Genomic DNA, 23,599 nt, shown 5'->3' with positions numbered 1-23,599 from the left:
CTACCGGGACACGCGCAGGCTGCGCACGTCGAGCTGGCGCAGCACCCGGTCGACGATCTCGGGGTCGTAGCCGGGCTCGCTGCGGGCGGCGAGGACCTCGTGCCGGGCGGCGGAGAGCATGTCGCGCTGGACGCGCTCGACGGTCCTGATGCGGCGCACGCGGGCGGTGTGCCGCTCGCGCTTCTCGTCGTCGACGATGTCGGGGCAGATCCGGGCCCCAACGTCGAAGGCGCGGCGGTGCAGGAGTTCGGAGACCTCCTCGGAGAAGTCCTCGGTCGCCTCGACCTCCTTCAGCCGCTGCTTGGCGGCGGCCATGGCGCGCAGCGCGAGCAGCATCTCCATGTCGTGCTCCACCTGGGTGTCGCTGCTCACCCCGAGCCGCTTGACGACCTGCGGAAGGGTGAGGCCCTGCAGCACGAGGGTGGTGAGGACGACGGAGAAGGCGATGAAGAGGATCTCGTCACGCGCCGGGAAGGCCTCGCCGGCCTCCGTGGTGTGCGGGATGGCCAGCGCCAGGGCGACGGACGCCACACCGCGCATGCCGGCCCACCACATGACGACGGTCTCCCGCCAGGACATCGGGATGTCCTCGTCGAGGTCGCGCCGCTTGTGCAGCCGTCTGGTCACCGCCGCGGCCGGCATCAGGTAGGCCAGCCGCACGAGGACGACCGCGCCGACGACGATCGCCGCGTGGCTCAGCATCGTGCCCCAGCGGCCGGCGCCGACGCCGAAGACGTTGTGCAGCTCCAGGCCGATCAGGCCGAAGGCGACGCCGGTGACGAGCGTGTCGACGACCTCCCAGAAGGTGGCGCCGACCAGTCGCCCGGTCACGTCGTCGGCGTCGCGGGCGTGTTCGGCGAGGAACAGCGCGGTGGTGAGCACCGCGAGGACGCCGGAGCCGTGCGCCTCGTCGGCGATCGCGTACGAGGCGAACGGGACGAGCAGCGAGAGCCCGATCTGCAGGGTCGGGTCACCCACGACGCCCATCAGCTTGGAGGCGGTCCAGCCGAGCACGACGCCGACGCCGACCGCGACCACCGCCGACAGCAGCAGTTCGCCGAGCGCCTCGGGCCAGGAGAAGGAGCCGGTCACGGCCGCGGCGACGGCGACGTTGTAGACGACGATCGCGGTGACGTCGTTGAACAGCCCCTCGCCCTCCAGGGTCGACACCATGCGGCGCGGCAGGCCGAGGCGCCCGGCGACGGCGGTCGCGGCCACCGGGTCGGGTGGGGCGACCAGCGCGCCGAGCGCGAGGGCGGCGGCCAGCGAGATGCCGGGGACGACGGCGTTGGCGATGGCGCCCACCGCCGCGGTGGTGATCAGCACCAGTGCGACGGCCAGCAGGAAGATGGCCTTCTTGTTGACGGCGAACTGCCGCCAGGACGTGCGCTGTACGGAGGCGTAGAGCAGCGGCGGCAGCACGAGCGGCAGGATGAGCTCGGGGTTGATCTCGACGTTCGGCACGAACGGCAGGAGGGCCAGCACGACCCCGAGCAGTGTCATCAGCACGGGCGACGGCAGCCCCATCCGGTCGCCCAGCGGCACCATGACGATGGCCGCGAGCATCAGGGCGAAGAACAGCGCGAGTTGATCCACACCCCTAGCGTGGCATGTCGGCCGCCTCCGCCCCGGTCAGAGCACGCGCCTCATCGAGAGGTGCGGGATGCCCGCCTCCTCGTACTCCTCGCCGAAGGACGTGTAGCCCAGGCGCTCGTAGAAGCCGACGGCGTGGGACTGGGCGTGCAGCTCGACGGCGGACAGGCCGTGCCGCCGGGCCTCGTCCTCGATGGCGCGCACCAGGGCCACGCCGATGCCCAGCCCGCGGGACGCGCCGGTCACGGCGAGCCGGCCGAGGATGCCGGTGCCGTCCTCGCCGAGGAGCAGCCGGCCCGCGCCGAGGCCGCCCCCGGGGCCGGTGGCCAGGACGTGCACGGCGTCGGCGTCGTGGGCGTCGTACTCCAGCTCGGCGGGGACCTTCTGCTCGACGACGAAGACCTCGTGCCGCACCGCGTAGTACGCCTTCAGGTCGTCCGGGTCGGAGGCGACCCGGACCTCGTAGGTCTCAGGCACTGTCGGCTCGCACGGCGTCCAGGGCGTACTGCAGGTCGTCGGGGTAGGAGCTCTCGAACTCCACCCAGCGGCCGTCCTCGGGGTGGGAGAAGCCCAGGCGGACGGCGTGCAGCCACTGGCGGGTGATCCTCAGCCGTTTGGCGAGGGTGGGGTCGGCCCCGTAGGTCAGGTCGCCGACGCAGGGGTGGCGGTGGGCGGCCATGTGGACCCGGATCTGGTGGGTGCGGCCGGTCTCCAGCTTGATGTCGAGCAGGGAGGCCGCGCGGAACGCCTCGACGAGGTCGTAGTGCGTGACGCTGGGCTTGCCGTCGGCGGTCACGGCCCACTTGTAGTCGTGGTTCGGGTGGCGGCCGATCGGCGCGTCGATGGTGCCGCTGAGCGGGTCCGGATGGCCCTGGACCAGCGCGTGGTAGCGCTTGTCGACGGTGCGCTCCCGGAACTGCTGCTTGAGGTCGCTGTACGCGATCTCCGACTTGGCGACGGCCATCAGCCCCGAGGTGCCGACGTCGAGCCGGTGGACGATGCCCTGGCGCTCGGCGGCGCCGGAGGTGGAGATCCGGTAGCCGGCGGCGGCCAGGCCGCCGATGACCGTGGTGCCGGTCCAGCCGGGGCTGGGGTGTGCGGCCACGCCCACGGGCTTGTCGATCACGACCACGTGCTCGTCGTCGTGGACGATCCGCATGCCGGGCACCGGCTCGGCGACGACCTCCACCGGGCGCGGCGGCGCGGGCATCTCGACCTCGAGCCAGGCACCGCCCGACACCCGGTCGGACTTGGCGGCGGCGCTGCCGTCGATCGTCACCTTCCCGGCGGCGGCCAGCTCGGCCGCCTTGGTCCGCGAGAAACCGAACATGCGGGCGATGGCGGCGTCGACGCGCTCGCCCTCGAGACCATCGGGGACGGGGAGGGATCGAACTTCGGCAGGCATACTCACCTGATCGAGTATGCCGGATCCGCGGGGCGTCCTCCGCCGCCCCGATCCCGGCTCAGTCCTTGTGGACGGTTCCGTCCGGGTCGAGACCGCGGAAGGACAGCAGGACGATCAGGATGCCGCCGCAGACGATCGCCGAGTCGGCCAGGTTGAAGACCGCGAAGTGGGTCGGCGCGATGAAGTCGACCACATGCCCCTGCAGGAAGCCCGGCGCGCGGAACACCCGGTCCGTGAGGTTGCCGAAGGCACCCCCGAGCAGCAGCCCCAGCGCGATCGCCCACGGCACGCTGTGCAGCTTGCGGGCGATCCTGGCGATCACCACGATCACCGTGACCGCGATCACCGTGAAGACGATGGTCATGCCCTGGCCGAAGCCGAAGGCCGCGCCCGCGTTGCGCACCGCCTCCAGGCGCAGGTAGCTGCCGAACACGTCGATGGACTCGTGCCCCTCGAGGCTGGTCACCACCCAGATCTTGGAGAGGAGGTCGAGGACGTACGCGAGCGCCGCGACGCCGAGCAGCACGGCGATCCGCCGCGGCCCCTTGCCGGTGACCTCGTCCGTACCGCCGGTCGGCTCCTCGGCCGTGTCCGCCGCGGTCTCCTGTGCCTTCGCCATGTGAGTCCTTCAGCCCTGATCTGCGCCAGTCCGGATCCTGACGCAGACGAGGTTACGGCACATACGTCCGAACAGCGGGGCTGCGGGCGTTCGGGCCCCGCGATTCCCCCGTGTCCGCGGTCAGTGGCGCTCCTGGCGCTGCTTGCAGTCCACGCAGAGCGTCGCACGGGGGAAGGCCTGCATGCGCGCCTTGCCGATCGGCTTGCCGCAGGACTCGCAGAGCCCGTACGTGCCGGAGTCCAGCCGCTCCAGCGCGTGCTCGGTCTGCGCGAGCATCTCGCGGGCGTTGGCGGTCAGCGCCATCTCGTGCTCGCGCGTGATGTTCTTGGTGCCGGTGTCGGCCTGGTCGTCGCCGGCTCCGTCGCCCGAGTCGCGCAGCAGCCCGGTGATGGCGTCCTCGGAGGTGGAGATCTCGGACCGCAGCCGGTCCATCTCGGCCAGCAGCTCGGCGCGTGCCGCGTCCACCTCCTCCTCGGACCACGGCTCCTCGTCGGGCCGTACGGCCAGGTCGCCCGCGGCGACGACGCCCGTCGCCTCGGCGATGCGGGCCGTGGGGACCGCGGAGGCGGACGCCCCTGCCGCGGCCGTACCGGCCGCCGTCTTCTTCGCTGCCACCGTCTTGGCTCCCGTCTTCGTGGCCTTCGTGGCCCTCGTGGTCTTCGCCGCCGCTCGGGCGGGGGTCGTGCCGGTCTTCGCAGTCCTCGGGGGTGCGGCCGTCGCGGCCGTACCGGCGGTCTTGGCGGTCTTGGCGGTCTTGGACGTCTTCGCGGCCTTCCCCGCGGGCGCGGCCTTCTTCGCCGGTGCGGTCTTCTTCGCCGCGGCCGGCGCCTTCGCGGGCTTCTCCGCCGCCGTGACCGCCTTCTTGGCGGGAGGCGCGGTCTTCCTCGCGGTACGTCCCGCGGTCTTCCGTGTGGACGCCGCCTTGGTCGTCGTCTCCTCCGCCACGGCCGCCTTCTTTCCTGCGGCCTTGGCCGCGGTCTTCCCCGCGGCGGGCGCCGCGGCCTTCTTCGCGGCGGGTGCCGCCTTGCGTACGACAGCCTTCTTCGCGGGCGCCTTCTTCCCGGCCGCGGCCTTCTTCGCGGTCGTCCTGGTGGCCGGCGCCGCCTTCTCCGGCGGCGCCGACGTACGGGGGACCGCCCGCTTCGCGGGGGTCCGCTTCTCCTCGGCCGCTCCTTCGCCGGCCGTGGCGGTGTCGCTGCGAGCGGGGGACGCGGCCCTGGTGGGGCGCTTGGCCGCCGCCTTCCGGGCGGTGGGCGCGGCGCTCCTGCGGGCCGCGGAGGCGGCCGCCGGTGCCGTCTTCTTCGCCGTCGTCTTCTTCGTGACGGTGGTCTTCTTCCCCACCATGGCCGAGGCCCCTTCACATATTGTGATCTTGCTCGCGAATCGTGCCGGAACGATAAATCGACTCCGGACCCGCGGCAACGGGGCACGCCGCCTGATCCGCCTGCCGTGCCGGGTCGGGAGGCAGGTCTGCATCCGTTGTGCCCAGCTCTCCACGAGGTATTCCGGTACCAACGGGTAACAGGGTGCGGACCGGGCCATTCGGGTCACACCGCCTCCCTGCGGAAACCCGGCCGACACGGCACCCCGCGGCCCCTTACACTGGGCGGAGCGAAAGGCGTGGAAGGGGACGAGTAGCGCCGTACGCAGCCCATAGCGACCCGGGGACGGTGGAAGCCCGGGGGTGTGCGCGACGTGAAGATCACCCCGGAGCCGCCGGAAGAAAGCCCGCGAGGGCGAGTAGACCCGGTAGCGCGACCCCAATGAGGGGGTTGCGGAGCGAGCCCGCGAGGGCCCGTCCGCAGCCAAGGAGGGTGGTACCGCGGGAGCAGTCACAGCACGTGCTCTCGTCCCTCCGACGGAATACGCACACGACGTGTCCGCCGGAGGCAGAATCCGATGACGCAGTACCGCCAGGTCCCCGCCCAGGTCGACCTGCCCGCGCTCGAGCACGAGGTGCTCGCGTTCTGGCAGGAGAACAAGGTCTTCGCCCGCTCCCTGGAGCAGACCGAGGGCAAGCCGGAATGGGTCTTCTACGAGGGCCCGCCCACCGCCAACGGCATGCCCGGCGCGCACCACATCGAGGCCCGCGTCTTCAAGGACGTCTTCCCGCGCTTCAAGACGATGCAGGGCCACCACGTGACCCGCAAGGCCGGCTGGGACTGCCACGGCCTGCCGGTCGAGCTCGCCGTCGAGAAGGAGCTGGGCTTCTCCGGCAAGAAGGACATCGAGGCGTACGGCATCGCCGAGTTCAACGCCAAGTGCCGCGAGTCCGTGACCCGGCACACCGACGCCTTCGCCGAGCTGACCACCCGCATGGGGTACTGGGTGGACCTCGACGACGCCTACCGGACGATGGACCCGGAGTACATCCAGTCCGTCTGGTGGTCGCTGAAGCAGATCTTCGACAAGGGCCTGCTGGTCCAGGACCACCGCGTCGCGCCCTGGTGCCCGCGCTGCGGCACGGGCCTGTCCGACCACGAGCTGGCACAGGGCTACGAGACCGTGGTCGACCCCTCGGTCTACGTGCGCTTCCCGCTCACCTCCGGCCCGCTCGCGGGCGAGGCCGCGCTCCTGGTGTGGACGACCACCCCCTGGACGCTGGTCTCCAACACCGCGGTCGCCGCCCACCCCGACGTCACCTACGTCGTCGCCACCGACGGCCGGGAGAAGCTGGTCGTCGCCGAGCCGCTGCTCGGCAAGGCGCTCGGCGTGGGGGCACCTCCCGGGCCGTCAGGCCTGGGGGGAGGCTGGGAGGCCACCGGGCAGAGCTTCACCGGCCGCGAGATGGAGCGCTGGACGTACGACCGGCCCTTCGACCTGGTGGAGATGGAGGGCGCGCACTTCGTCGTCAACGCCGAGTACGTGACGACCGAGGACGGCACCGGCCTGGTCCACCAGGCGCCCGCCTTCGGTGAGGACGACCTCAAGACCTGCCGCGCCTACGGCCTGCCCGTGGTCAACCCGGTGCGCCCCGACGGCACCTTCGAGGAGGACCTGGGGCTCGTCGGCGGCCAGTTCTTCAAGAAGGCCGACGAGGCCCTCGTCGACGACCTGCAGGCGCGCGGGCTGCTCTTCCGGCACCTGCCGTACGAGCACAGCTACCCGCACTGCTGGCGCTGCCACACCGCGCTGCTCTACTACGCGCAGCCGTCCTGGTACATCCGCACGACCGCGGTCAAGGACGCCCTGCTCCGCGAGAACGAGCGCACCAACTGGTACCCGGAGGCGGTCAAGCACGGCCGCTTCGGCGACTGGCTCAACAACAACATCGACTGGGCGCTGTCCCGCAACCGCTACTGGGGCACGCCGCTGCCCATCTGGCGCTGCGAGGAGGGCCACCTCACCTGCGTCGGCTCGCTGTCCGAGCTGTCGGAGCTGACCGGCACCGACCAGACCGGCCTCGACCCGCACCGGCCCTTCATCGACGACGTCACCTTCGCGTGCCCGCAGTGCTCCGCCGAGGCCGTGCGCGTGCCCGAGGTCATCGACGCCTGGTACGACTCGGGTTCCATGCCGTTCGCGCAGTGGGGCTACCCGTACCGGAACAAGGAGCTCTTCGAGGGCACCTACCCGGCGCAGTTCATCTCCGAGGCGATCGACCAGACCCGCGGCTGGTTCTACACGCTGATGGCGGTCGGCACCCTGGTCTTCGACCGGAACGCCTACGAGAACGTGGTCTGCCTGGGCCACATCCTCGCCGAGGACGGCCGGAAGATGTCCAAGCACCTGGGCAACATCCTGCAGCCCATCCCGCTCATGGACCAGCACGGCGCCGACGCCGTGCGCTGGTTCATGGCGGCCGGCGGCTCGCCCTGGGCGGCCCGCCGGGTCGGCCACGGCACGATCCAGGAGGTCGTCCGCAAGACCCTCCTGACGTACTGGAACACGGTCGCCTTCCAGGCCCTGTACGCCCGCACCTCCGACTGGGCCCCGGGCGAGGCCGACCCGGCCCCGGCCGACCGCCCGCTGCTGGACCGCTGGCTGCTGGGCGAGCTGGGCGCGCTCGTGCGGGACGTCACCGACGCCCTGGAGTCGTACGACACCCAGCGCGCGGGCAAGCTGCTCTCGTCCTTCGTCGACGACCTGTCCAACTGGTACGTGCGCCGCTCGCGGCGCCGCTTCTGGCAGGGCGACAAGGCGGCGCTGCGCACCCTGCACGACGTCGTCGAGACGGTGACCCGGCTGATGGCGCCGCTGGTGCCGTTCATCACCGAGCGCGTCTGGCAGGACCTGGTCGTCCCGGTCACCCCGGGCGCCCCCGGGTCGGTGCACCTGGCCGGCTGGCCCACGGTGGACGAGGCGCTGGTCGATCCCGTCCTGTCCGACCAGATGGCCCTCGTACGCCGCCTGGTGGAGCTGGGCCGCGCCACGCGTGCCGAGTCCGGGGTCAAGACCCGCCAGCCCCTCTCGCGGGCCCTGGTGGCCGCCTCGGGCTTCGAGACACTGGGCGAGGAGCTGCGGGCGCAGATCGCCGAGGAGCTCAACGTCGCCTCCCTGGCGTCCCTGAGCGAGGTCGGCGGCTCCTTGGTCGACACCACGGCCAAGGCCAACTTCCGCGCCCTCGGCAGGCGCTTCGGCAAGGGTGTCCAGGCCGTCGCCAAGGCCATCGCCGAGTGCGACGCGGCGGCGCTGTCGCTGGCGCTGCGCGAGGGCAACGCGTCGGTCCTCGTGGACGGCGAGCCGGTCGCCCTGTCGACGGAGGAAGTGATCATCACGGAGACCCCGCGGGAGGGCTGGTCCGTCGCGTCCGACTCCGGCGCGACCGTGGCGCTCGACCTCGAGATCACCCCGGAGCTGCGCCGCGCGGGCCTGGCCCGTGACGTCATCCGGCTCGTCCAGGAGGCCCGCAAGAACAGCGGCCTGGACGTCGCGGACCGCATCGCGCTGCGCTGGGCCGCGGCGGACGCGGAACTGGCGGAGGCCCTCGCCGAGCACGCGCGGCTCGTCGCGGACGAGGTCCTCGCGACGGACTTCGCCTCCGGCGCCCCGGAGGAGGGCTACGGCCCCGCCTTCACCGACGAGGCCCTCGGCCTCACCTTCCACCTCCGCAAGCGGTAACCCCCGCGGGACCGCACCCCCACACGCCGCCCTCCGCCCACGTTCCCTGTGGGCGGAGGGCGTCGTCGTCCGCGGGCCGTTTGCGCCTGCGGCGGGCATCCCCCGCCGCCCGCCCCTCCCCCCCAGCCTTCGGCCGGGGGGGACCACCCCGCCACACCCCCTCCGGTCGTATGGGCGGCTGACGGCCGGACGGGGTTCAGAAAGCGGTTCGGGGTTGCCGCAAGTGTCCTACTCACCCCCCACCGGCCGTCATGCGCCGCGACATCGGGAGGGGGTGTGGCGGGGTGCGCCCATGGGGGTCCCCCCGGCCGAAGGCTGGGGGAGACGAGCGGCGGACCCGGCGCCCAATGACGTGGGGGTAAACCGCGAGCGCTGTGGGGGTCCCCCCGGCCGAAGGCTGGGGGAGACGTGCCCCGGCGCGGCACCGACCCCAACCCAACAGAGCGCAGACCCGCACTGACCGCGCCGGGCAACCGGGCGGGCGGCGGGAAAACCGCCCGCCGCAGGCGCAAACGACCCGCACACAACCACCCGGCCGCAACAGGCACGCCAAAGGGCCGGGCCCCCGAGGGAAGCGATTCCCTGGGGGCCCGGCCCTGTCACGCAAGCCGCAGGCGACTAGTTGTCGTCCTCGTCGATCAGGAACCCACGCATCGGCGTCGGCGCCTGCTGCAGCGGCGCCGGCCCCTGCGGCCGCACCGGTGCCATCGGCTGCGTCATGGCGGGAGACATCTGCTGCTGGCCGCCGTACGTCGGGTTCTGCCCGCCGACGCCGCCCATGCCCTGCCCGCCGTAGCCCTGGCCGCCGCCCATGGTGCCGGCACCGGCCGTGGCCATGCCGCCCATCGTGCCGCCGCCCATCGTGCCGCCCATGCCTCCGGAACCGGAGGACAGGGACGCGGCCGCGGGGGTGCGCGGCGGGGCGAGCGAGTCGTCGGCCTGGTTCTCCAGCTGACGCAGCTGGCTCTCCAGGTACGACTTCAGGCGCGTGCGGTACTCGCGCTCGAAGCCGCGCAGGTCCTCGACCTTCCGCTCCAGCGTGGCGCGGGCGGACTCCAGGGAGCCCATGGCCACGCGGTGCTTCTCCTGCGCGTCCCGCTCAAGGGCGTCGGCCTTGGCGCGGGCGTCGCGCTCGAGGCCCTCGGCGCGGCTGCGGGCCTCGCCGACGATCTTGTTCGCCTCGGCGCGCGCCTCGGCGATCGCCTGGTCGGCCGTCTGCTGGGCGAGCGAGAGCACACGGGCGGCGCTGTCGCCACCGGGGCCCTGCTGCTGCATCGGGTGACCGGGACCACCCATGGGGTGCTGGCCGTGCTGGCCCATCGGGCCGGGACCCATGGGACCGCCCTGCATCGGGCCCTGGCCCATCGGACCCTGACCCATCGGGCCTTGGCCCATGTGGCCCTGGCCCATCGGACCCTGACCCATCGGGCCTTGGCCCATGGGACCGCCCTGCATCGGACCCTGGCCCATCGGACCGGGGCCCTGCTGTGCGCTGGGCCCGGCGGGCAGGGCGAGGCCGCTGCCGGGTCCCTGGGGACCGGGTCCGCCCATCTGCTGGGGCGGTACCGGCTGCGGTCCTGATATGGCGGCGGGCACGGGGGCCCCGGGACCGCGGCCGTCCTGCGGCTCCGGCTTGCGCATGCCCTGCTGCTGGTTCTGGGCGGCCGCACGGGTCGCCGCGGCCAGCTTGGCGCGCAGGTCCTCGTTCTCACGGAGCAGACGCGTCAGTTCCGACTCGACCTCGTCGAGGAAGGCGTCCACCTCGTCCTCGTCATAGCCTTCTCGGAGGCGGACGGTCGTGAACTGCTTGTTCCGCACATCCTCGGGGGTCAGTGGCATCTCTTCACCTCAACGTGATCGTCGACATATCGGGAGCCCGCATCGGTCATCCTCGCAAGCCCCCTACGACGGTGAGCAGGATGTACACGATGATCATCAATACGAAGAAGGACAGGTCGAGCGCCACGCCCCCGAGACGCAGCGGCGGGATGAACCGCCGCAGAAGCTTGAGTGGCGGATCGGTGACAGTGTAGGTGGCCTCCAGGACGACCACCATGGGCTTCCCAGGCTGCCACGATCGAGCGAACTGGAAAACATAGTCCATCACCAACCGGAAGATCAGGACGAGCAGGAAACACATCAGCGCGATCCACAGCACCTGGAGTGCGATGTCCATCGCGCTTCCCTCTCCCTTGCTCGTCCATGGCCCTCGCGGCCGGTTTCGTACGGTTGCGTATCTCAGCTCTGATTGAAGAACCCGCCCTCGGCGATGCGGGCCTTGTCCTCCGCCGTGACATCGACGTTAGCAGGCGACAGCAGAAACACCTTCTGCGTCACCCGCTCGATGCTGCCGTGCAGCCCGAAGACCAGCCCGGCGGCAAAGTCGACAAGTCGCTTCGCGTCCGTGTCGTCCATCTCCGTCAGATTCATGATCACCGGCGTGCCCTCGCGGAAGTGTTCCCCGATCGTACGGGCTTCGTTGTACGTCCGGGGGTGGAGTGTCGTGATCCGGTACGGCTCTCGTTCCGACACGACCTTAGGCATGATCACCGGCGCGTTCTTCTCCAGGCTATGGCGTTCTTGTGTGATGGATGCCACTGCGGCGATCCGTGGTTCCCGGGGGGCCGGGGCATGCACGATGCGTGCCGGTTCCTCCGGTTGTGTCTGATGTGGTGGCTGGTGGGACTGGTGCGGTCGGCGGGAGCGCTCCGGCTCGGGTTCCGGTTCGAACTCGTCGTCGGGGTCGAAGCCCGGGCCGTCGTACCCGTCGTCCTCCACGAGGCCGAGGTAGACCGCCATCTTGCGCATCGCGCCGGCCATGCTCTGCGTCCTCTCAGCGGGGAAAGACCATATTTTTTGTGTGGTCCGACTTGTTTGGTGACGTTACCCGAGCCCGGTCCGGACTCCGAGTACCGCGCTACCGATGCGTACGTGTGTCGCACCGGCGGCGATGGCCTCTTCGAGGTCCGCGCTCATCCCTGCCGAGACCATGTTTGCAGCCGGATGCGACGCGCGCAGGCAGGATGCGATTTCCGCCAGCCGATCGAAGGCGGCGCGGGGTTGACCCGCGTACGGGCCCGCCAGCGGTGCGACCGTCATCAGTCCGTCAAGGCGCAGTCCGGGGGCGGCCGCGACGGTTTCGGCGATCCCTTCGACGGCATCGGGTGCGATTCCGCCGCGGGCGCCCTGCGCCCCGGCCTCGGCGTCGAGCGCGACCTGGACCAGGCAGCCGAGTTCGCGGTCGGCCCGCTCGGACTTCATGACGGCCGCGGAGAGCGCGTCGACCAGCCGGAGGCGGTCGACCGAGTGCACGACGTCCGCGTAGCGGACCACCGAGCGCACCTTGTTCGTCTGCAGCTGGCCCACGAAGTGCCAGGTCAGCGGCAGGTCCGCACAGGCAACCGCCTTGGGGGCGGCGTCCTGGTCGCGGTTCTCCGCGACCTGGCGGACGCCGAGTTCCGACAGGATCCGCACGTCGCTCGCCGGGTAGGTCTTGGTGACCACGATCAAGGTCACCTCGTCCCGCGCCCGGCCGGCCGCCGCACAGGCCGCCGCGATGCGCTCCTCGACCGCTGCCAGGTTCCCGGCCAGCTCGGCCCTTCGCTCTTGCGTACGGTCAGTCACTCGGGCCGTCCAGCCAGACATATCCCGCGAGTCGTCCGGTGGTCCGCTCACGGCGGTACGAGAAGTGGTCTCCGGACTCCATCGTACAAATATGGGATTTCTCACCCATCGGGACACCCAGCCGGGCAAGTTGGGCGTGCACTCCGGTGGCGATGTCCAGGGAGGGGGTGCCCCAGCTGGTGGTGGCCCGGGCCTCGGGGACGGCGGCGGCGACCTCGTCGCGCATCGCCTCGGGCACCTCGTAGCAGGCGCCGCAGACCGAGGGGCCGGTCATCGCGGTGATCCGTTCCGCGCGGGCGCCGAGGCCGACCATGGCCTCGACCGCCGCCGGGACGACCCCGGCCAGCAGACCCGGGCGGCCGGCATGGGCCGCGGCCACCACCCCGGCGTGCGCGTCGGCCATCAGGACCGGGACGCAGTCGGCGGTCAGGACCGCGAGGGCGAGTCCGGGCCGGGTGGTGACGACGGCGTCCACCTCCGGGACCCGGCCGTCGGCCCAGGGGGCGGCGACCATGGCGACGTCGTTGCCGTGCACCTGGTTCATCCACACCACCCGGGCGGGGTCGAGGCCCAGCCCGCGTGCGGCGAGGTCACGGTTGGAACGGACGGCGGCCGGGTCGTCACCGACCGCGCCGCCGAGGTTGAGGCTGTCGTACGGAGCGGCGCTCACCCCGCCCCACCTGTCGGTGAAGGCGAAGTGGGCGCCGCCCGGACGTGCGTGGTTGAGCGTTATCACGTGTGACTGTGCTTACTTCAGGAAGTCGGGTACGTCGAGTTCCTCGGCGGCGGTGTCCTGGTACGGACGCGCCGGGGGAACCTGCGGGGCGATCGGCTGGGCGGGCACCTCGGCCACCGGCTCCGGCTTCGGCCCCTCCTCACGCTGGGTGACGCTGCCCAGGCCGCTGAAGGCCGGGCGGGCCGGCTCGGTGGCCTGGGTGGCCGGACGGGCCGGCGACGACGGGGAGTTCTCCTCGCGGGAGGAGTACGAGCCGAGCACCTTGTCGCGGTTGCGGGTCGGCGGCTGCCCGCCGTCGAAGCCGGCCGCGATGACGGTGACCCGGACCTCGTCGCCCAGGGCGTCGTCGATGACCGCACCGAAGATGATGTTGGCCTCGGGGTGGGCGGCCTCGCTGACCAGCTGGGCCGACTCGTTGATCTCGAACAGGCCGAGGTCGGAGCCACCGGAGATGGAGAGCAGTACGCCCCGGGCGCCGTCGATGGACGCCTCCAGCAGCGGCGAGGAGATGGCCATCTCCGCCGCGGCGACCGCGCGGTCGTCCCCGCGGGCCGAGCCGATGCCCATGAGGGCCGAACCCGCCTCGGACATCACGGACTTCACGTCGGCGAAGTCGAGGTTGATCAGACCGGGGGTGGTGATCAGGTCGGTGATGCCCTGGACACCGGAGAGCAGCACCTGGTCCGCGGAGCGGAAGGCGTCCAGCACGCTCACCTGGCGGTCCGAGATGGACAGCAGCCGGTCGTTCGGGATCACGATGAGGGTGTCGACCTCGTCGCGCAGCCCGGCGATGCCGTCCTCGGCCTGGTTGGCCCGGCGGCGTCCCTCGAAGGTGAACGGCCGGGTGACCACACCGATGGTGAGGGCGCCCAGCGTGCGGGCGATGTTGGCCACGACGGGCGCGCCGCCGGTACCGGTGCCGCCGCCCTCGCCCGCGGTGACGAAGACCATGTCGGCGCCCTTGAGCACCTCTTCGATCTCCTCGCGGTGGTCCTCGGCGGCCTTCCGGCCGACGTCCGGGTTGGCCCCGGCGCCGAGTCCACGCGTGAGTTCACGGCCGACGTCCAGCTTGACGTCGGCGTCGCTCATCAGCAGGGCCTGTGCATCGGTGTTGATCGCGATGAACTCGACGCCCTTGAGACCGACCTCGATCATCCTGTTGATGGCGTTCACGCCACCGCCGCCGATACCGACGACCTTGATGACTGCGAGGTAGTTCTGCGGTGCTGCCACGTCGAAGGCCTCTCGCCTCGAGTTACGTATACCTGTGGGGACCGTCGGGAAGGCCGGCCGATCCGAACCCTAACCCTGAGGTTTAGGGTTACCAGTATGTCTGTCCCGCACTGCCTTTGGGACAGGACACTAAATCGACAAGCGGTTCGCGTTCAACGAACACGCCGAACCTCCCGTTTTTCTTTTGACCCTATGTGATCACGCCAGAGCCGGACCAACCAGGGTGTCGAACAGAAGGCTGGGACGTCAACCGTCCGACGCAGCAGGGGATGTTGGGGCGCTCACGTCGAAGAACTCGGCATCGTGCTCGACTTTCATCAGCGCCGTGAGGGCAACCGCTTTCTCCGCCCCTCGATCCGCGCTCCCCCACATCACCGCACGCCCACCGGTCAGTTCGACCGTAATGTCGTCATATGAGCGCACATCGATGAGCTGTGCGTCCCGGTATGCGGCCTTCGGCAGGTCCGCCGCGACCTGAACCGCCGCCGCCAATAGTCGTTTTGTCCCAAAAAGACGGTAGCTCGCGGAGTCGCGGTCAGGCCTCAATTCGATGATGGGGACACCCTTGAGAGGAGTGTCCCGCTCGTCGAACCGGAAGCCGTCCGCGTCGACTTCGACGAAGTACCCGTCACCTTTCACAAGGGCGGCGGGAGTTCGCTCCGTCACTTTCAGCGTGATCGCGTGCGGCCACGAACGCTCCACTTCCACGGCGGAGATGCGCGGCAGCCGCGCCTTCAGCCGGCGGGCGATCACGTCCGTGTCCACGGAAACCAGCGGCCCGTTGAGGGGCACCTGCGCGGCGTCGCGCACCTCGTCGGGGTAGAGCACCTCCGTGCCCGTCACGCGGACCTGCGTCGCGCGCAGCCAGGCGGAGCCGTACAACAGCCAGGTGCCCGTGCCGCCCAGCACGGTGGCCGCGGCGAGCGCCGTCAGGACGATGAGGCGCCGGCTCCGCCGCGGCGGGCGCTCGGTCCCGCCGTCCTGCTCGCCGGCCGCCTCGACGGTCGTCGGTACGGCCACGTTCGCCTCCGGGGTCGTCGGAACTGCCTTGCGCTTCCGGGCAGGCTAGTCGTCGTGCTGGGTGCCCGGGCGGCCGCGCGCCGCCCGGCGGGCCGGGCCTCCTCCCCCGTGACCCCAACGGAGCACGGGGGACCCCCGGCGTCGCCCGCCGGGGGTGCCGGAGGTGCCCGGCCGGCACCGGGGTTCAGCCGCGGCGGGCGGCGATCGCCTCGTAGACCATGCCGACGAGCAGCTCGTCGGCGTGCGGGCGGCCGAACTCGGCCGCGGCGCGCGACATTTCGTACAGACGGTGCGGATCGGTCAGGACGGGCAGCACGTTGCCGAGCACCCACTCCGCGCTGAGGTCCGCGTCGTCGACGATGACGCCGCCGCCCGCCTTGACGACCGGCTGCGCGTTCAGCCGCTGCTCGCCGTTGCCGATCGGCAGCGGGACGTACGCGGCCGGCAGGCCCACGGCGGAGAGCTCGGCGACGGTCATGGCGCCGGCCCGGCAGAGCATCATGTCGGCGGCGGCGTACGCGAGGTCCATCCGGTCCAGGTAGGGGACCGGGACGTACTGCGGCATGCCGGGCATGTTGTCGGCGTGCGGGAGCTCGTTCTTCGGGCCGACCGCGTGCAGGATCTGGACGCCGGACTGCTGCAGGCGCGGGGCGACGGAGGCGATCACCTCGTTGAGCCGCCGGGCGCCCTGGGAACCACCGGAGACCAGCAGGGTCGGCAGGTTCTGGTCGAGGCCGAAGGCGGCACGCGCCTCCGCGCGGACCGCGGCGCGGTCGAGGGTCGCGATGGACCGGCGCAGCGGGATGCCGACGTAGCGGGAGTGCCGGAGCTTGCTGTCCGGGGTGCTCACGGCCACGTAGCCGGTGTAGCGGGAGCCGATCTTGTTGGCGAGGCCCGGGCGGGCGTTGGCCTCGTGCACCACGATCGGCACGCCGAGCCGCTTGGCGGCCAGGTAGCCGGGCAGGGCGACGTAGCCGCCGAAGCCGACGAGCGCGTCGGCTTTGGTCCGCTCCAGGATCTGCTCGGCGGCCTTGATGGTGCCGCGCAGCCGCCCTGGGACGGTGATCAGCTCGGGGGTGGGCTTGCGCGGCAGCGGGACGGCCGGGATGAGCGCCAGATCGTAGCCGCGTTCCGGCACCAGCCGGGTCTCCAGACCCCGCTCGGTGCCGAGTGCCGTGATCCCCACGGTCGGGTCCTGCCTGCGCAGGGCGTCGGCGAGCGCGAGCGCGGGCTCGATGTGGCCGGCGGTCCCCCCACCGGCGAGTACGACATGCACCGAAATTCACCGCTCTCCGGACGGTCGCCGTCTGACGAACCGCCTCATCGTCCGTGTCATTGCCCCCGGCCAGTAGCCGGGCCCCCGCGCGTTGAGTGCCGCTCGCGCGGCGGGCTCGCTCCTCGCGAAGGAGATGAGCAGCCCGATCGCGAACATGGTCGGCAGGAGGGCCGAGCCCCCGTAGGAGAACAGCGGGAGCGGGACACCGGCGATCGGCAGCAGGCCGAGCACCGCACCGATGTTGACCACGAACTGCGCCGTGATCCACGTCGTCACGCCTCCCGCGGCAAACCTGACGAAGGGCTCCTCCGTACGACCGGCCACGCGGATACCCGCATAGCCTAGAGCCGCGAAGAGGACGAGCACCGACAGCGTCCCCGTCAGCCCCAGTTCCTCCCCGGTCACGGCGAAGATGAAGTCGGTGTGCGGTTCGGGCAGTTGACCCCATTTTTCCACGCTCGCGCCGAGTCCGGAACCGAACCATCCGCCCGAGGCCAGGGCGTAGATCCCGTGCACGGCCTGCCAGCAGCCGCCACCGGGAGTGACGTCGGTGGCCCCGATGCAGGCCAGCCGGTCCATGCGGTTGCCGCTCGTCTTGATCAGCAGGAAGCCGATCATCCCCGCGACCCCCAGGACGCCCGCGAACAGCCGGGTGGGGGCACCGGCGATCCACAGCAGGCCGAACAGGATCGCGGTGAGGATGATCGCGGTGCCCATGTCACCGCCGAGCATGATCAGGCCGAGCAGCAGGAAGGCCACCGGCACCAGCGGGATCAGCAGGTGCTTCCACTGGACGAGGAGCTTGAGGTCCTCCTTGCGGGCCAGCAGGTCCGCGCCCCACAGGACGAGCGCGAGCTTGCCGAACTCACTGGGCTGCAGCTGGAACGGGCCGCCGAGGTAGAGCCAGTTCTGGTTGCCGTTGACGGACTGCCCTATCCCCGGCACCTGGACCAGGGCCATGAGGAAGACCGAGCCGACGAGCAGCGGGTAGGACAGCGCCCGGTGCAGCCGCACCGGAACCCGCGAGGCCGCGACGAGCAGGCCGGTGCCGAGCACGGCGGCGAACAGCTGCTTGCGGAAGTAGTACGTGGACGGCAGCCCGTACTCCAGCGCCTTGATCTGCGAGGCGGAGAAGACCATCACCAGGCCGAGCACGGTGATCAGCAGGCTGCTGCCGAGGATGACGTAGTACGCGGTCAGCGGGCGGTCCCAGGCCCGCATGGCGCGGTCCAGGACGACCCTGGCGCCGCGCAGCGCGCTGCCCCGCGACGCCTTCCCACCGGGGGTGCGCGCCCCGGAGGCGGCCGCCCCGGGCCGGGACGACGCCGCCCGCGGGGGGCGGCCGGGCGCCTTCAGGGCGTTGCGGGAACGAGAACCGGAGGCGTCACCGTGGTCGGCTGCCGTCATGTCCCCTCCTAGGTCGCGGTGCGTGCCGGAGCGGCCCCGGCTACTGCCCGGCGCCGGGCGCCCGCAGATCCCGTACGGCCTGCGCGAAGGCGTTTCCGCGAGCCTTGTAGTCCGCGAACATGTCCATCGAGGCGCAGGCCGGTGCCAGCAGCACCGTGTCCCCCGGGTGGGCGAGGTCCCGCGCGGCGTGGACGGCCGCCGCCATCGCCCCAGTGTCGGTGCGGTCGAGGTCGACGACCGGGACCTCGGGGGCGTGTCGCGCGAGCGCTTCACGGATGAGGGCGCGGTCCGCCCCCAGCAGCACGGCGCCGCGCAGCCGCTTGGCCGCGCCCTTGACCAGCTCGTCGAAGGTGGCGCCCTTGGCGAGGCCGCCGCCGATCCAGACGATGTGCTCGTAGGCGGCGAGGGAGGCCTCGGCGGCGTGGGTGTTGGTCGCCTTGGAGTCGTCGACGTAGTCCACGTCGTCGATCCGGTCCACGTGGGCGATGCGGTGGGCGTCGGGCCGGAAGGCGCGCAGCCCGTCCCGGACGGCGGCCGGCGGGGCGCCGAAGGCGCGGGCGAGGGCGGCCGCGGCCAGGGCGTTGGCGATGTTGTGCGGGGCCGGCGGGTGCACGTCGGCGACCTCGGCCAGCTCCTGGGCGTTCTTGTGCCGCTCGGGCGCGAAGGCCCGGTCGACCAGGATGCCCTCGACGACCCCGAACTCCGAGGGCCGGGGGCTGCCGAGGCCGAAGCCGATCGCGCGGCAGCCCTCCTCGACGTCGGCCTCGCGGACCAGCGCCTCGGTGGCGGGGTCCGCGAGGTTGTAGACGCAGGCGACCTTGTTGCCCTCGTAGATGCGGCCCTTGTCGGCGGCGTAGGCCTCCATCGAGCCGTGCCAGTCGAGGTGGTCCGGGGCGAGGTTCAGGACGGCGGCCGAGTGCGGGCGCACCGAGGGGGCCCAGTGCAGCTGGTAGCTGGACAGCTCCACGGCGAGGACGTCGTACTCCTGCCCGGACAGGACGACGTCCAGGATCGGCGTGCCGATGTTGCCGACCGCCGCGGTGCGCAGGCCCGCAGCGCTCAGGATGGAGGCGAGCATCTGCACGGTCGTGGTCTTGCCGTTGGTGCCGGTGACGGCGAGCCAGGGCGCCGCCCCGGGGCCGCGCAGCCGCCAGGCCAGCTCCACATCGCCCCACACGGGCACGCCCGCGGCCTCGGCGGCCGTGAAGAGCGGGCTGGTGGGCTTCCACCCGGGCGAGGTGACGATCAGTTCGGTGCCCTCGGGCAGGGTCCGGCCGTCCCCGAGCCGCACGGTGACGCCCAGCGCCTCCAGCTCGGCGGCCTGGGCCCGGGCCGGCTCGTCGTCGCCGTCGTTGACGACCGTCACGCGGGCGCCGAGGGCGTGCAGCACCTTGGCGGCGGGCACGCCCGAGACGCCGAGGCCCGCGACGGTGACCCGGCGGCCCGGCAGTCCGAGCCGCCCGGCCGCCTCGACGGCGGCCGGCGGAAGTCCGTCCTGACGGGAGCCGGGCTCCTGCCCGGGGGCCGAGGTCACTGCGCGGCCACCCAGCCCGCGTAGAAGAGACCGAGGCCGACGGCCATGCACATGCCCTGGATGATCCAGAAGCGGACGACGACCAGGACCTCGCTCCAGCCCTTGAGCTCGAAGTGGTGCTGCAGTGGTGCCATGCGGAAGACGCGCTTGCCGGTCAGGCGGAAGGAGCCGACCTGGATGACCACGGAGAGGGTGATCAGGACGAAGAGGCCGCCCAGGATCGCCAGCAGCAGCTCGGTGCGGGAGCAGATGGCCAGACCGGCCAGGGCGCCGCCGAGCGCGAGCGAGCCGGTGTCACCCATGAAGATCTTGGCCGGCGAGGTGTTCCACCACAGGAAGCCGAAACAGGCGCCCATCAGCGCCGCGGCGACGACCGCGAGGTCGAGCGGGTGCGGTACGTCGTAGCAGCCGGGTCCCGCGGTGATGACGTTGGAGCAGGACTGGCCGTACTGCCACACGCCGATGACGGTGTAGGAGGCGAAGACCATCACCGAGGCGCCGGTGGCCAGGCCGTCGAGGCCGTCGGTGAGGTTCACGCCGTTCGACATCGCGAGGATCATGAACAGCGCCCAGATCACGAAGATCACCGGGCCCAGGGACCAGCCGAAGTCCTGTGTGAAGGACAGCCGGGTGGAGGCCGGGGTGACGCCGCGGGCGTCGGAGAACTGCAGCGACAGCACTGCGAAGGTGATGCCGACGATCAGCTGGCCCGCCATCTTCGCCTTGGCCCGCAGGCCCAGGCTGCGCTGCTTGACGATCTTGATGTAGTCGTCGAGGAAGCCGACGACGCCCAGACCCGTGAAGAGGAAGAGCACCAGCACGCCGGAGATCGTCGGGCGCTCCGAGGTGATGACCTTGGTGAGCGCGTACGCGACGAGCGTGGCCAGGATGAAGGCGATGCCACCCATGGTGGGCGTACCGCGCTTGCTGTGGTGTTCCTTGGGCCCGTCGTCGCGGATGAACTGGCCGTAGCCCTTGCGGGCCAGCAGCTTGATCAGCATCGGGGTGCCGATGAGGGACAGGAACAGACCGAGAACACCCGAGACCAGGATCTGGTTCATTACTCAGCGCCCCCGCCCTCGACGCCGTCGAGCAGCGCGAGTGCGACCCGCTCCAGGCCGACCGCCCTCGATGCCTTCACCAGCACGACGTCCCCCGGACGCAGTTCACTGCGCAACAGGTCGATCGCCGCCTCAGCGTCGGACACGTGCACCGACTCCTCACCCCACGAACCCTCGTTGTAGGCGCCCATTTGCACCCAGGCGGCCGCCTGGCCGCCGACTGCCACGAGCTTGCTGACGTTGAGCCGGACGGCCAGCCGTCCGACAGCGTCGTGCTCCGCGAGGGCCTCCCCGCCGAGCTCCGCCATCTCGCCCAGCACCGCCCACGTGCGTCCCCCGTGTGCCTCGGCGGCACGGCCCATGGCCGCGAGCGCGCGCAGGGCGGCTCGCATGGATTCGGGGTTCGCGTTGTAGGCGTCGTTCACGACCGTCACGCCGTCCGGCCGTTCGACGACCTCCATGCGCCAGCGGGACAGCGTCCCCGCCTCGGAGAGCGCGGTGGCGATCTCCTCGACGGGCATGCCGAGTTCACGGGCTACGGCGGCCGCGGCAAGCGCGTTCGACACGTGGTGCTCACCGTACAGGCGCAAGGTCACTTCGCTGCACCCGGTAGGCGTTGTGAGCGTGAAGACGGCCTGACCTCGGTCGTTGAGGCGGACATTCTCGGCGCGGACGTCGGCGTCGGCGGACTCGCCGAACAGCACGACGCGCGCCTTGGTGCGGGAGGACATGGCGCGTACGAGGGGATCGTCCGCATTGAGTACGGCGACGCCGCCGTCGGCGGCCTCCGGCAGCGCCTCGACCAGCTCGCCCTTGGCCTGGGCGATCTGCTCTCGGCCGCCGAACTCGCCGATGTGGGCGGTGCCTACGTTGAGGACCACGCCGATCCTCGGCGGGGTCAGTTCGGTGAGGTAGTGGATGTGGCCGATGCCGCGGGCGCCCATCTCCAGCACCAGGTGCCGGGTGGAGGCGTCGGCGCGCAGCGCGGTCAGCGGCAGCCCGATCTCGTTGTTGAGCGAGCCGGGCGGCCACACGGTGGGCGCCAGCCGCTGCAGCAGCTGGGCGGTGAGGTCCTTGGTGCTGGTCTTGCCCGCCGATCCGGTCAGCGCCACGAGGGTCGCGCCGAGCCTTTCGATGACGTGCCTGGCCAGTGCGCCCAGGGCGACCTGGACGTCGTCCACGACGATCGCGGGCACGCCGACCGGCCGGGCGGCCAGTACGGCGACCGCTCCGGCCGCGACGGCCCGCTCCGCGTAGTCGTGACCGTCCACGTGCTCGCCCTGGAAGGCGACGAAGAGGCCGCCCGGCGTCACCTTGCGGGAGTCGATCTCCACGGACCCGGTGACGGGCACCGTCGGGTCCGGTATGTCGTACGTGCTCCCGCCGACCGCGTGTGCGACCTCGGCGAGGGTGAGTGGGATCACAGCTGGTCCTGGTCCTTCTCCTGCGCTGGTGTGCCGGCGGCCCGTTCGATGGCCGCGCGCAGCACTTCTCGGTCGTCGAAGGGGCGTACCACTCCGGCGATGTCCTGGCCCTGCTCATGGCCCTTGCCGGCCACCAGTACGGTGTCGTCCGGCCGGGCCAGGGCGACGGCGGTCGCGATGGCCGCCGCCCGGTCGGGTTCGACGACGACGTGGCCCCGCTCGTGCGCGGGCACCCCGGCCGCTCCGGCCAGCATCGCGGTGAGGATCGCGAGCGGATCCTCGGAGCGGGGGTTGTCCGAGGTCAGCACGGCCGTGTCGGCCAGCCGTGCCGCGGCGGCGCCCATCGGGCCGCGTTTGGTCTCGTCGCGGTCCCCGCCGCAGCCGAGGACGATGTGCAGGTTGCCCTTGGTGACCTTGCGCAGGGCCCGCAGCACCGATTCGACGGCGTCGGTCTTGTGGGCGTAGTCGACGACCGCGAGGTACGGCTGGCCCGCGTCGACGCGCTCCAGCCGGCCCGGCACCCCCGGAACGGCGGCGACGCCCTGGGCGGCCGTCTGCGGGTCGATCCCGGCCACCGCCAGGGCGGCGATCGCGGCGAGGGCGTTGGCGACGTTGAAGGGGCCGGGAAGGGGCGAGGCGGCCTCGATGCGCACGCCGCCCGGGCCGACGACGGTGAAGGTGGAGCGCAGCGGCCCGGTCACCACGTGCTCGGCGCGCCAGTCGGCGTCGGGGTGGCCGTCGGCGGAGAAGGTGGTGACCGGGACCTGCGACTCGCGGACCAGGCGGCGGCCGTACTCGTCGTCGATGTTGACCACGCCGGCCTTGCTGCGGCGCGGGGTGAACAACTGCGCCTTGGCCTGGAAGTAGTCCTCCATGCCCGAGTGGAACTCCATGTGCTCGGGGCTGAGGTTGTTGAAGACGGCGACGTCGAAGACCGCCCCGTCCACCCGTCCCAGCACCAGGGCGTGGCTGGAGACCTCCATGACCAGGGACTCGATCCCGCGCTCGCGCATCACCGCGAAGAGTGCCTGCAGGTCCGTGGCCTCGGGGGTGGTGCGCTCGCTCTTGATCCGCTCGTCGCCGATCCGGGACTCGACCGTGCCGATCAGTCCCGTCCTGCCGCCGTGCACCGCCCGCAGGCCGCCCTCGATGAGGTAGGCGGTGGTGGTCTTGCCGGAGGTGCCGGTGATCCCGATCTGCAGCAGGTCCTCACCCGGCCGGCCGTAGATCTCGGCGGCCAGCTCCCCCATCCGCGACCGGGGGTCCCCGACCGTCAGCACCGGCAGGCCGGTCGCCGCCGCGCGCTCGGCGCCCGCCGGGTCGGTGAGGATTGCCGCGGCCCCCAGTTCGGCCGCCTGCGGGGCGAAGTCGGCACCGTGGAAGCGGGCACCGGGCAGCGCGGCGTACAGGTCGCCGGGGCGGACGGCCCGTGAGTCGTGCGTGATCCCGGTGACCGGGGCGGCGCTCGGCGCGGGCGGTTCCGCGCCCAGCCGCGCGGCCAGTTCCGCGGTCGGTACGGGCCGGACCCGGCTGGGGCGGGGTGCGCCCGGCTGCGTCGGTTCGGGGCGGGGGGACTGATCGGCGTGTGACACGGCCGTGAGAGTAC

The 23,599-nt window shown here is 71.8% G+C and carries 19 protein-coding genes; 1 reads left to right on the top strand and 18 read right to left on the bottom strand.

Translation table 11 applies throughout. The features are described from left to right. The 5 genes from ACFV3E_RS01765 to ACFV3E_RS01745 all read right to left on the bottom strand — a co-directional run bounded on the left by ACFV3E_RS01765 (nt 1) and on the right by ACFV3E_RS01745 (nt 4,961). Nucleotides 1–1,596 carry a cation:proton antiporter gene (locus ACFV3E_RS01765; RefSeq protein WP_499511349.1) on the bottom strand — a complete coding sequence of 532 codons (1,596 nt, stop codon included), beginning with the start codon at nt 1,594–1,596 and terminating at the stop codon, nt 1–3. A 36-nt stretch (nt 1,597–1,632) separates the two neighbouring features. After that, nucleotides 1,633–2,070, bottom strand: coding sequence for a GNAT family N-acetyltransferase (locus ACFV3E_RS01760; RefSeq protein WP_500532896.1), 438 nt, complete (start codon nt 2,068–2,070; stop codon nt 1,633–1,635). Beyond that, complete coding sequence (locus ACFV3E_RS01755; protein ID WP_500532992.1) at nt 2,063–2,998, bottom strand: RluA family pseudouridine synthase; 936 nt, start codon at nt 2,996–2,998, stop codon at nt 2,063–2,065. Before ACFV3E_RS01755 ends, ACFV3E_RS01760 begins: the two co-directional genes overlap by 8 nt. Nucleotides 2,999–3,056: 58 nt before the next feature. After that, nucleotides 3,057–3,617 (bottom strand): signal peptidase II, encoded by a 561-nt coding sequence (gene lspA, locus ACFV3E_RS01750; RefSeq protein ID WP_500532895.1) that lies wholly within the window; start codon nt 3,615–3,617, stop codon nt 3,057–3,059. A gap of 120 nt (nt 3,618–3,737) precedes the next feature. After that, nucleotides 3,738–4,961: a TraR/DksA family transcriptional regulator gene (locus ACFV3E_RS01745; RefSeq protein WP_500532894.1), complete on the bottom strand. Its 1,224-nt coding sequence runs from the start codon at nt 4,959–4,961 to the stop codon at nt 3,738–3,740. A 555-nt stretch (nt 4,962–5,516) separates the two neighbouring features. Here ACFV3E_RS01745 and ileS point away from each other — a divergent pair. Further along, the gene (ileS, locus tag ACFV3E_RS01740; protein WP_500532893.1) at nt 5,517–8,678 is read left to right on the top strand and encodes an isoleucine--tRNA ligase; all 3,162 of its coding nucleotides are present in this window, start codon (nt 5,517–5,519) and stop codon (nt 8,676–8,678) included. A gap of 618 nt (nt 8,679–9,296) precedes the next feature. Here ileS and ACFV3E_RS01735 read toward each other — a convergent pair. From ACFV3E_RS01735 to ACFV3E_RS01675, 13 genes are all read right to left on the bottom strand, one after another. Next, on the bottom strand, nt 9,297–10,517 hold the full coding sequence (locus ACFV3E_RS01735; RefSeq protein ID WP_500532892.1) for a DivIVA domain-containing protein: 1,221 nt from the start codon (nt 10,515–10,517) through the stop codon (nt 9,297–9,299). A gap of 46 nt (nt 10,518–10,563) precedes the next feature. Beyond that, nucleotides 10,564–10,854: a YggT family protein gene (locus ACFV3E_RS01730; RefSeq protein ID WP_018557120.1), complete on the bottom strand. Its 291-nt coding sequence runs from the start codon at nt 10,852–10,854 to the stop codon at nt 10,564–10,566. 62 nt (nt 10,855–10,916) lie between these two features. Next, on the bottom strand, nt 10,917–11,498 hold the full coding sequence (locus tag ACFV3E_RS01725) for a cell division protein SepF (protein WP_018557119.1): 582 nt from the start codon (nt 11,496–11,498) through the stop codon (nt 10,917–10,919). Nucleotides 11,499–11,561: 63 nt separating this feature from the next. Then, nucleotides 11,562–12,323, bottom strand: a complete 762-nt coding sequence (locus tag ACFV3E_RS01720) for a YggS family pyridoxal phosphate-dependent enzyme (RefSeq protein WP_500532891.1) — start codon at nt 12,321–12,323, stop codon at nt 11,562–11,564. After that, nucleotides 12,295–13,035 carry a peptidoglycan editing factor PgeF gene (gene pgeF, locus ACFV3E_RS01715; protein WP_500372772.1) on the bottom strand — a complete coding sequence of 247 codons (741 nt, stop codon included), beginning with the start codon at nt 13,033–13,035 and terminating at the stop codon, nt 12,295–12,297. Before pgeF ends, ACFV3E_RS01720 begins: the two co-directional genes overlap by 29 nt. A gap of 15 nt (nt 13,036–13,050) precedes the next feature. After that, nucleotides 13,051–14,271, bottom strand: a complete 1,221-nt coding sequence (gene ftsZ, locus ACFV3E_RS01710; RefSeq protein ID WP_500532890.1) for a cell division protein FtsZ — start codon at nt 14,269–14,271, stop codon at nt 13,051–13,053. 246 nt (nt 14,272–14,517) lie between these two features. Next, the gene (locus ACFV3E_RS01705) at nt 14,518–15,291 is read right to left on the bottom strand and encodes a cell division protein FtsQ/DivIB (RefSeq protein WP_500532889.1); all 774 of its coding nucleotides are present in this window, start codon (nt 15,289–15,291) and stop codon (nt 14,518–14,520) included. A gap of 184 nt (nt 15,292–15,475) precedes the next feature. Further along, nucleotides 15,476–16,567: an undecaprenyldiphospho-muramoylpentapeptide beta-N-acetylglucosaminyltransferase gene (murG, locus tag ACFV3E_RS01700; protein ID WP_500532888.1), complete on the bottom strand. Its 1,092-nt coding sequence runs from the start codon at nt 16,565–16,567 to the stop codon at nt 15,476–15,478. A gap of 6 nt (nt 16,568–16,573) precedes the next feature. Next, entirely contained in the window at nt 16,574–17,974 is a 1,401-nt protein-coding gene (ftsW, locus tag ACFV3E_RS01695; protein ID WP_500532887.1) for a putative lipid II flippase FtsW, read from the bottom strand. A gap of 40 nt (nt 17,975–18,014) precedes the next feature. Further along, on the bottom strand, nt 18,015–19,424 hold the full coding sequence (gene murD / locus ACFV3E_RS01690) for a UDP-N-acetylmuramoyl-L-alanine--D-glutamate ligase (protein WP_500532991.1): 1,410 nt from the start codon (nt 19,422–19,424) through the stop codon (nt 18,015–18,017). A gap of 80 nt (nt 19,425–19,504) precedes the next feature. Continuing rightward, nucleotides 19,505–20,569, bottom strand: coding sequence for a phospho-N-acetylmuramoyl-pentapeptide-transferase (mraY, locus tag ACFV3E_RS01685; RefSeq protein WP_500370088.1), 1,065 nt, complete (start codon nt 20,567–20,569; stop codon nt 19,505–19,507). Next, a complete protein-coding gene (locus ACFV3E_RS01680; RefSeq protein ID WP_500532886.1) occupies nt 20,569–21,993 on the bottom strand; it encodes a UDP-N-acetylmuramoyl-tripeptide--D-alanyl-D-alanine ligase in 1,425 nt (474 codons plus the stop codon). Before ACFV3E_RS01680 ends, mraY begins: the two co-directional genes overlap by 1 nt. After that, the gene (locus tag ACFV3E_RS01675) at nt 21,990–23,585 is read right to left on the bottom strand and encodes a UDP-N-acetylmuramoyl-L-alanyl-D-glutamate--2,6-diaminopimelate ligase (RefSeq protein WP_500532885.1); all 1,596 of its coding nucleotides are present in this window, start codon (nt 23,583–23,585) and stop codon (nt 21,990–21,992) included. The genes ACFV3E_RS01680 and ACFV3E_RS01675 overlap by 4 nt, the downstream gene beginning before the upstream one ends. Nucleotides 23,586–23,599 lie beyond the last annotated feature (14 nt).

The sequence above is a fragment of the Streptomyces sp. NPDC059718 genome (genome assembly GCF_042733315.1).
GTDB lineage: Bacteria > Actinomycetota > Actinomycetes > Streptomycetales > Streptomycetaceae > Actinacidiphila.
Note: the sequence above shows the minus strand (reverse complement) of the source record. Positions and strands in the feature narration are given on the sequence as shown.

Coding starts and splice junctions, on each gene's coding strand:
- ACFV3E_RS01725 (WP_018557119.1), bottom strand. CDS start 11,498: ATGGCCGGCGCGATGCGCAAGATGGCGGTCTACCTCGGCCTCGTGGAG.
- ACFV3E_RS01720 (WP_500532891.1), bottom strand. CDS start 12,323: ATGTCTGGCTGGACGGCCCGAGTGACTGACCGTACGCAAGAGCGAAGG.
- ACFV3E_RS01755 (WP_500532992.1), bottom strand. CDS start 2,998: ATGCCTGCCGAAGTTCGATCCCTCCCCGTCCCCGATGGTCTCGAGGGC.
- mraY (WP_500370088.1), bottom strand. CDS start 20,569: ATGAACCAGATCCTGGTCTCGGGTGTTCTCGGTCTGTTCCTGTCCCTC.
- ACFV3E_RS01745 (WP_500532894.1), bottom strand. CDS start 4,961: ATGGTGGGGAAGAAGACCACCGTCACGAAGAAGACGACGGCGAAGAAG.
- lspA (WP_500532895.1), bottom strand. CDS start 3,617: ATGGCGAAGGCACAGGAGACCGCGGCGGACACGGCCGAGGAGCCGACC.
- ACFV3E_RS01735 (WP_500532892.1), bottom strand. CDS start 10,517: ATGCCACTGACCCCCGAGGATGTGCGGAACAAGCAGTTCACGACCGTC.
- ACFV3E_RS01730 (WP_018557120.1), bottom strand. CDS start 10,854: ATGGACATCGCACTCCAGGTGCTGTGGATCGCGCTGATGTGTTTCCTG.
- ftsW (WP_500532887.1), bottom strand. CDS start 17,974: ATGACGGCAGCCGACCACGGTGACGCCTCCGGTTCTCGTTCCCGCAAC.
- ileS (WP_500532893.1), top strand. CDS start 5,517: ATGACGCAGTACCGCCAGGTCCCCGCCCAGGTCGACCTGCCCGCGCTC.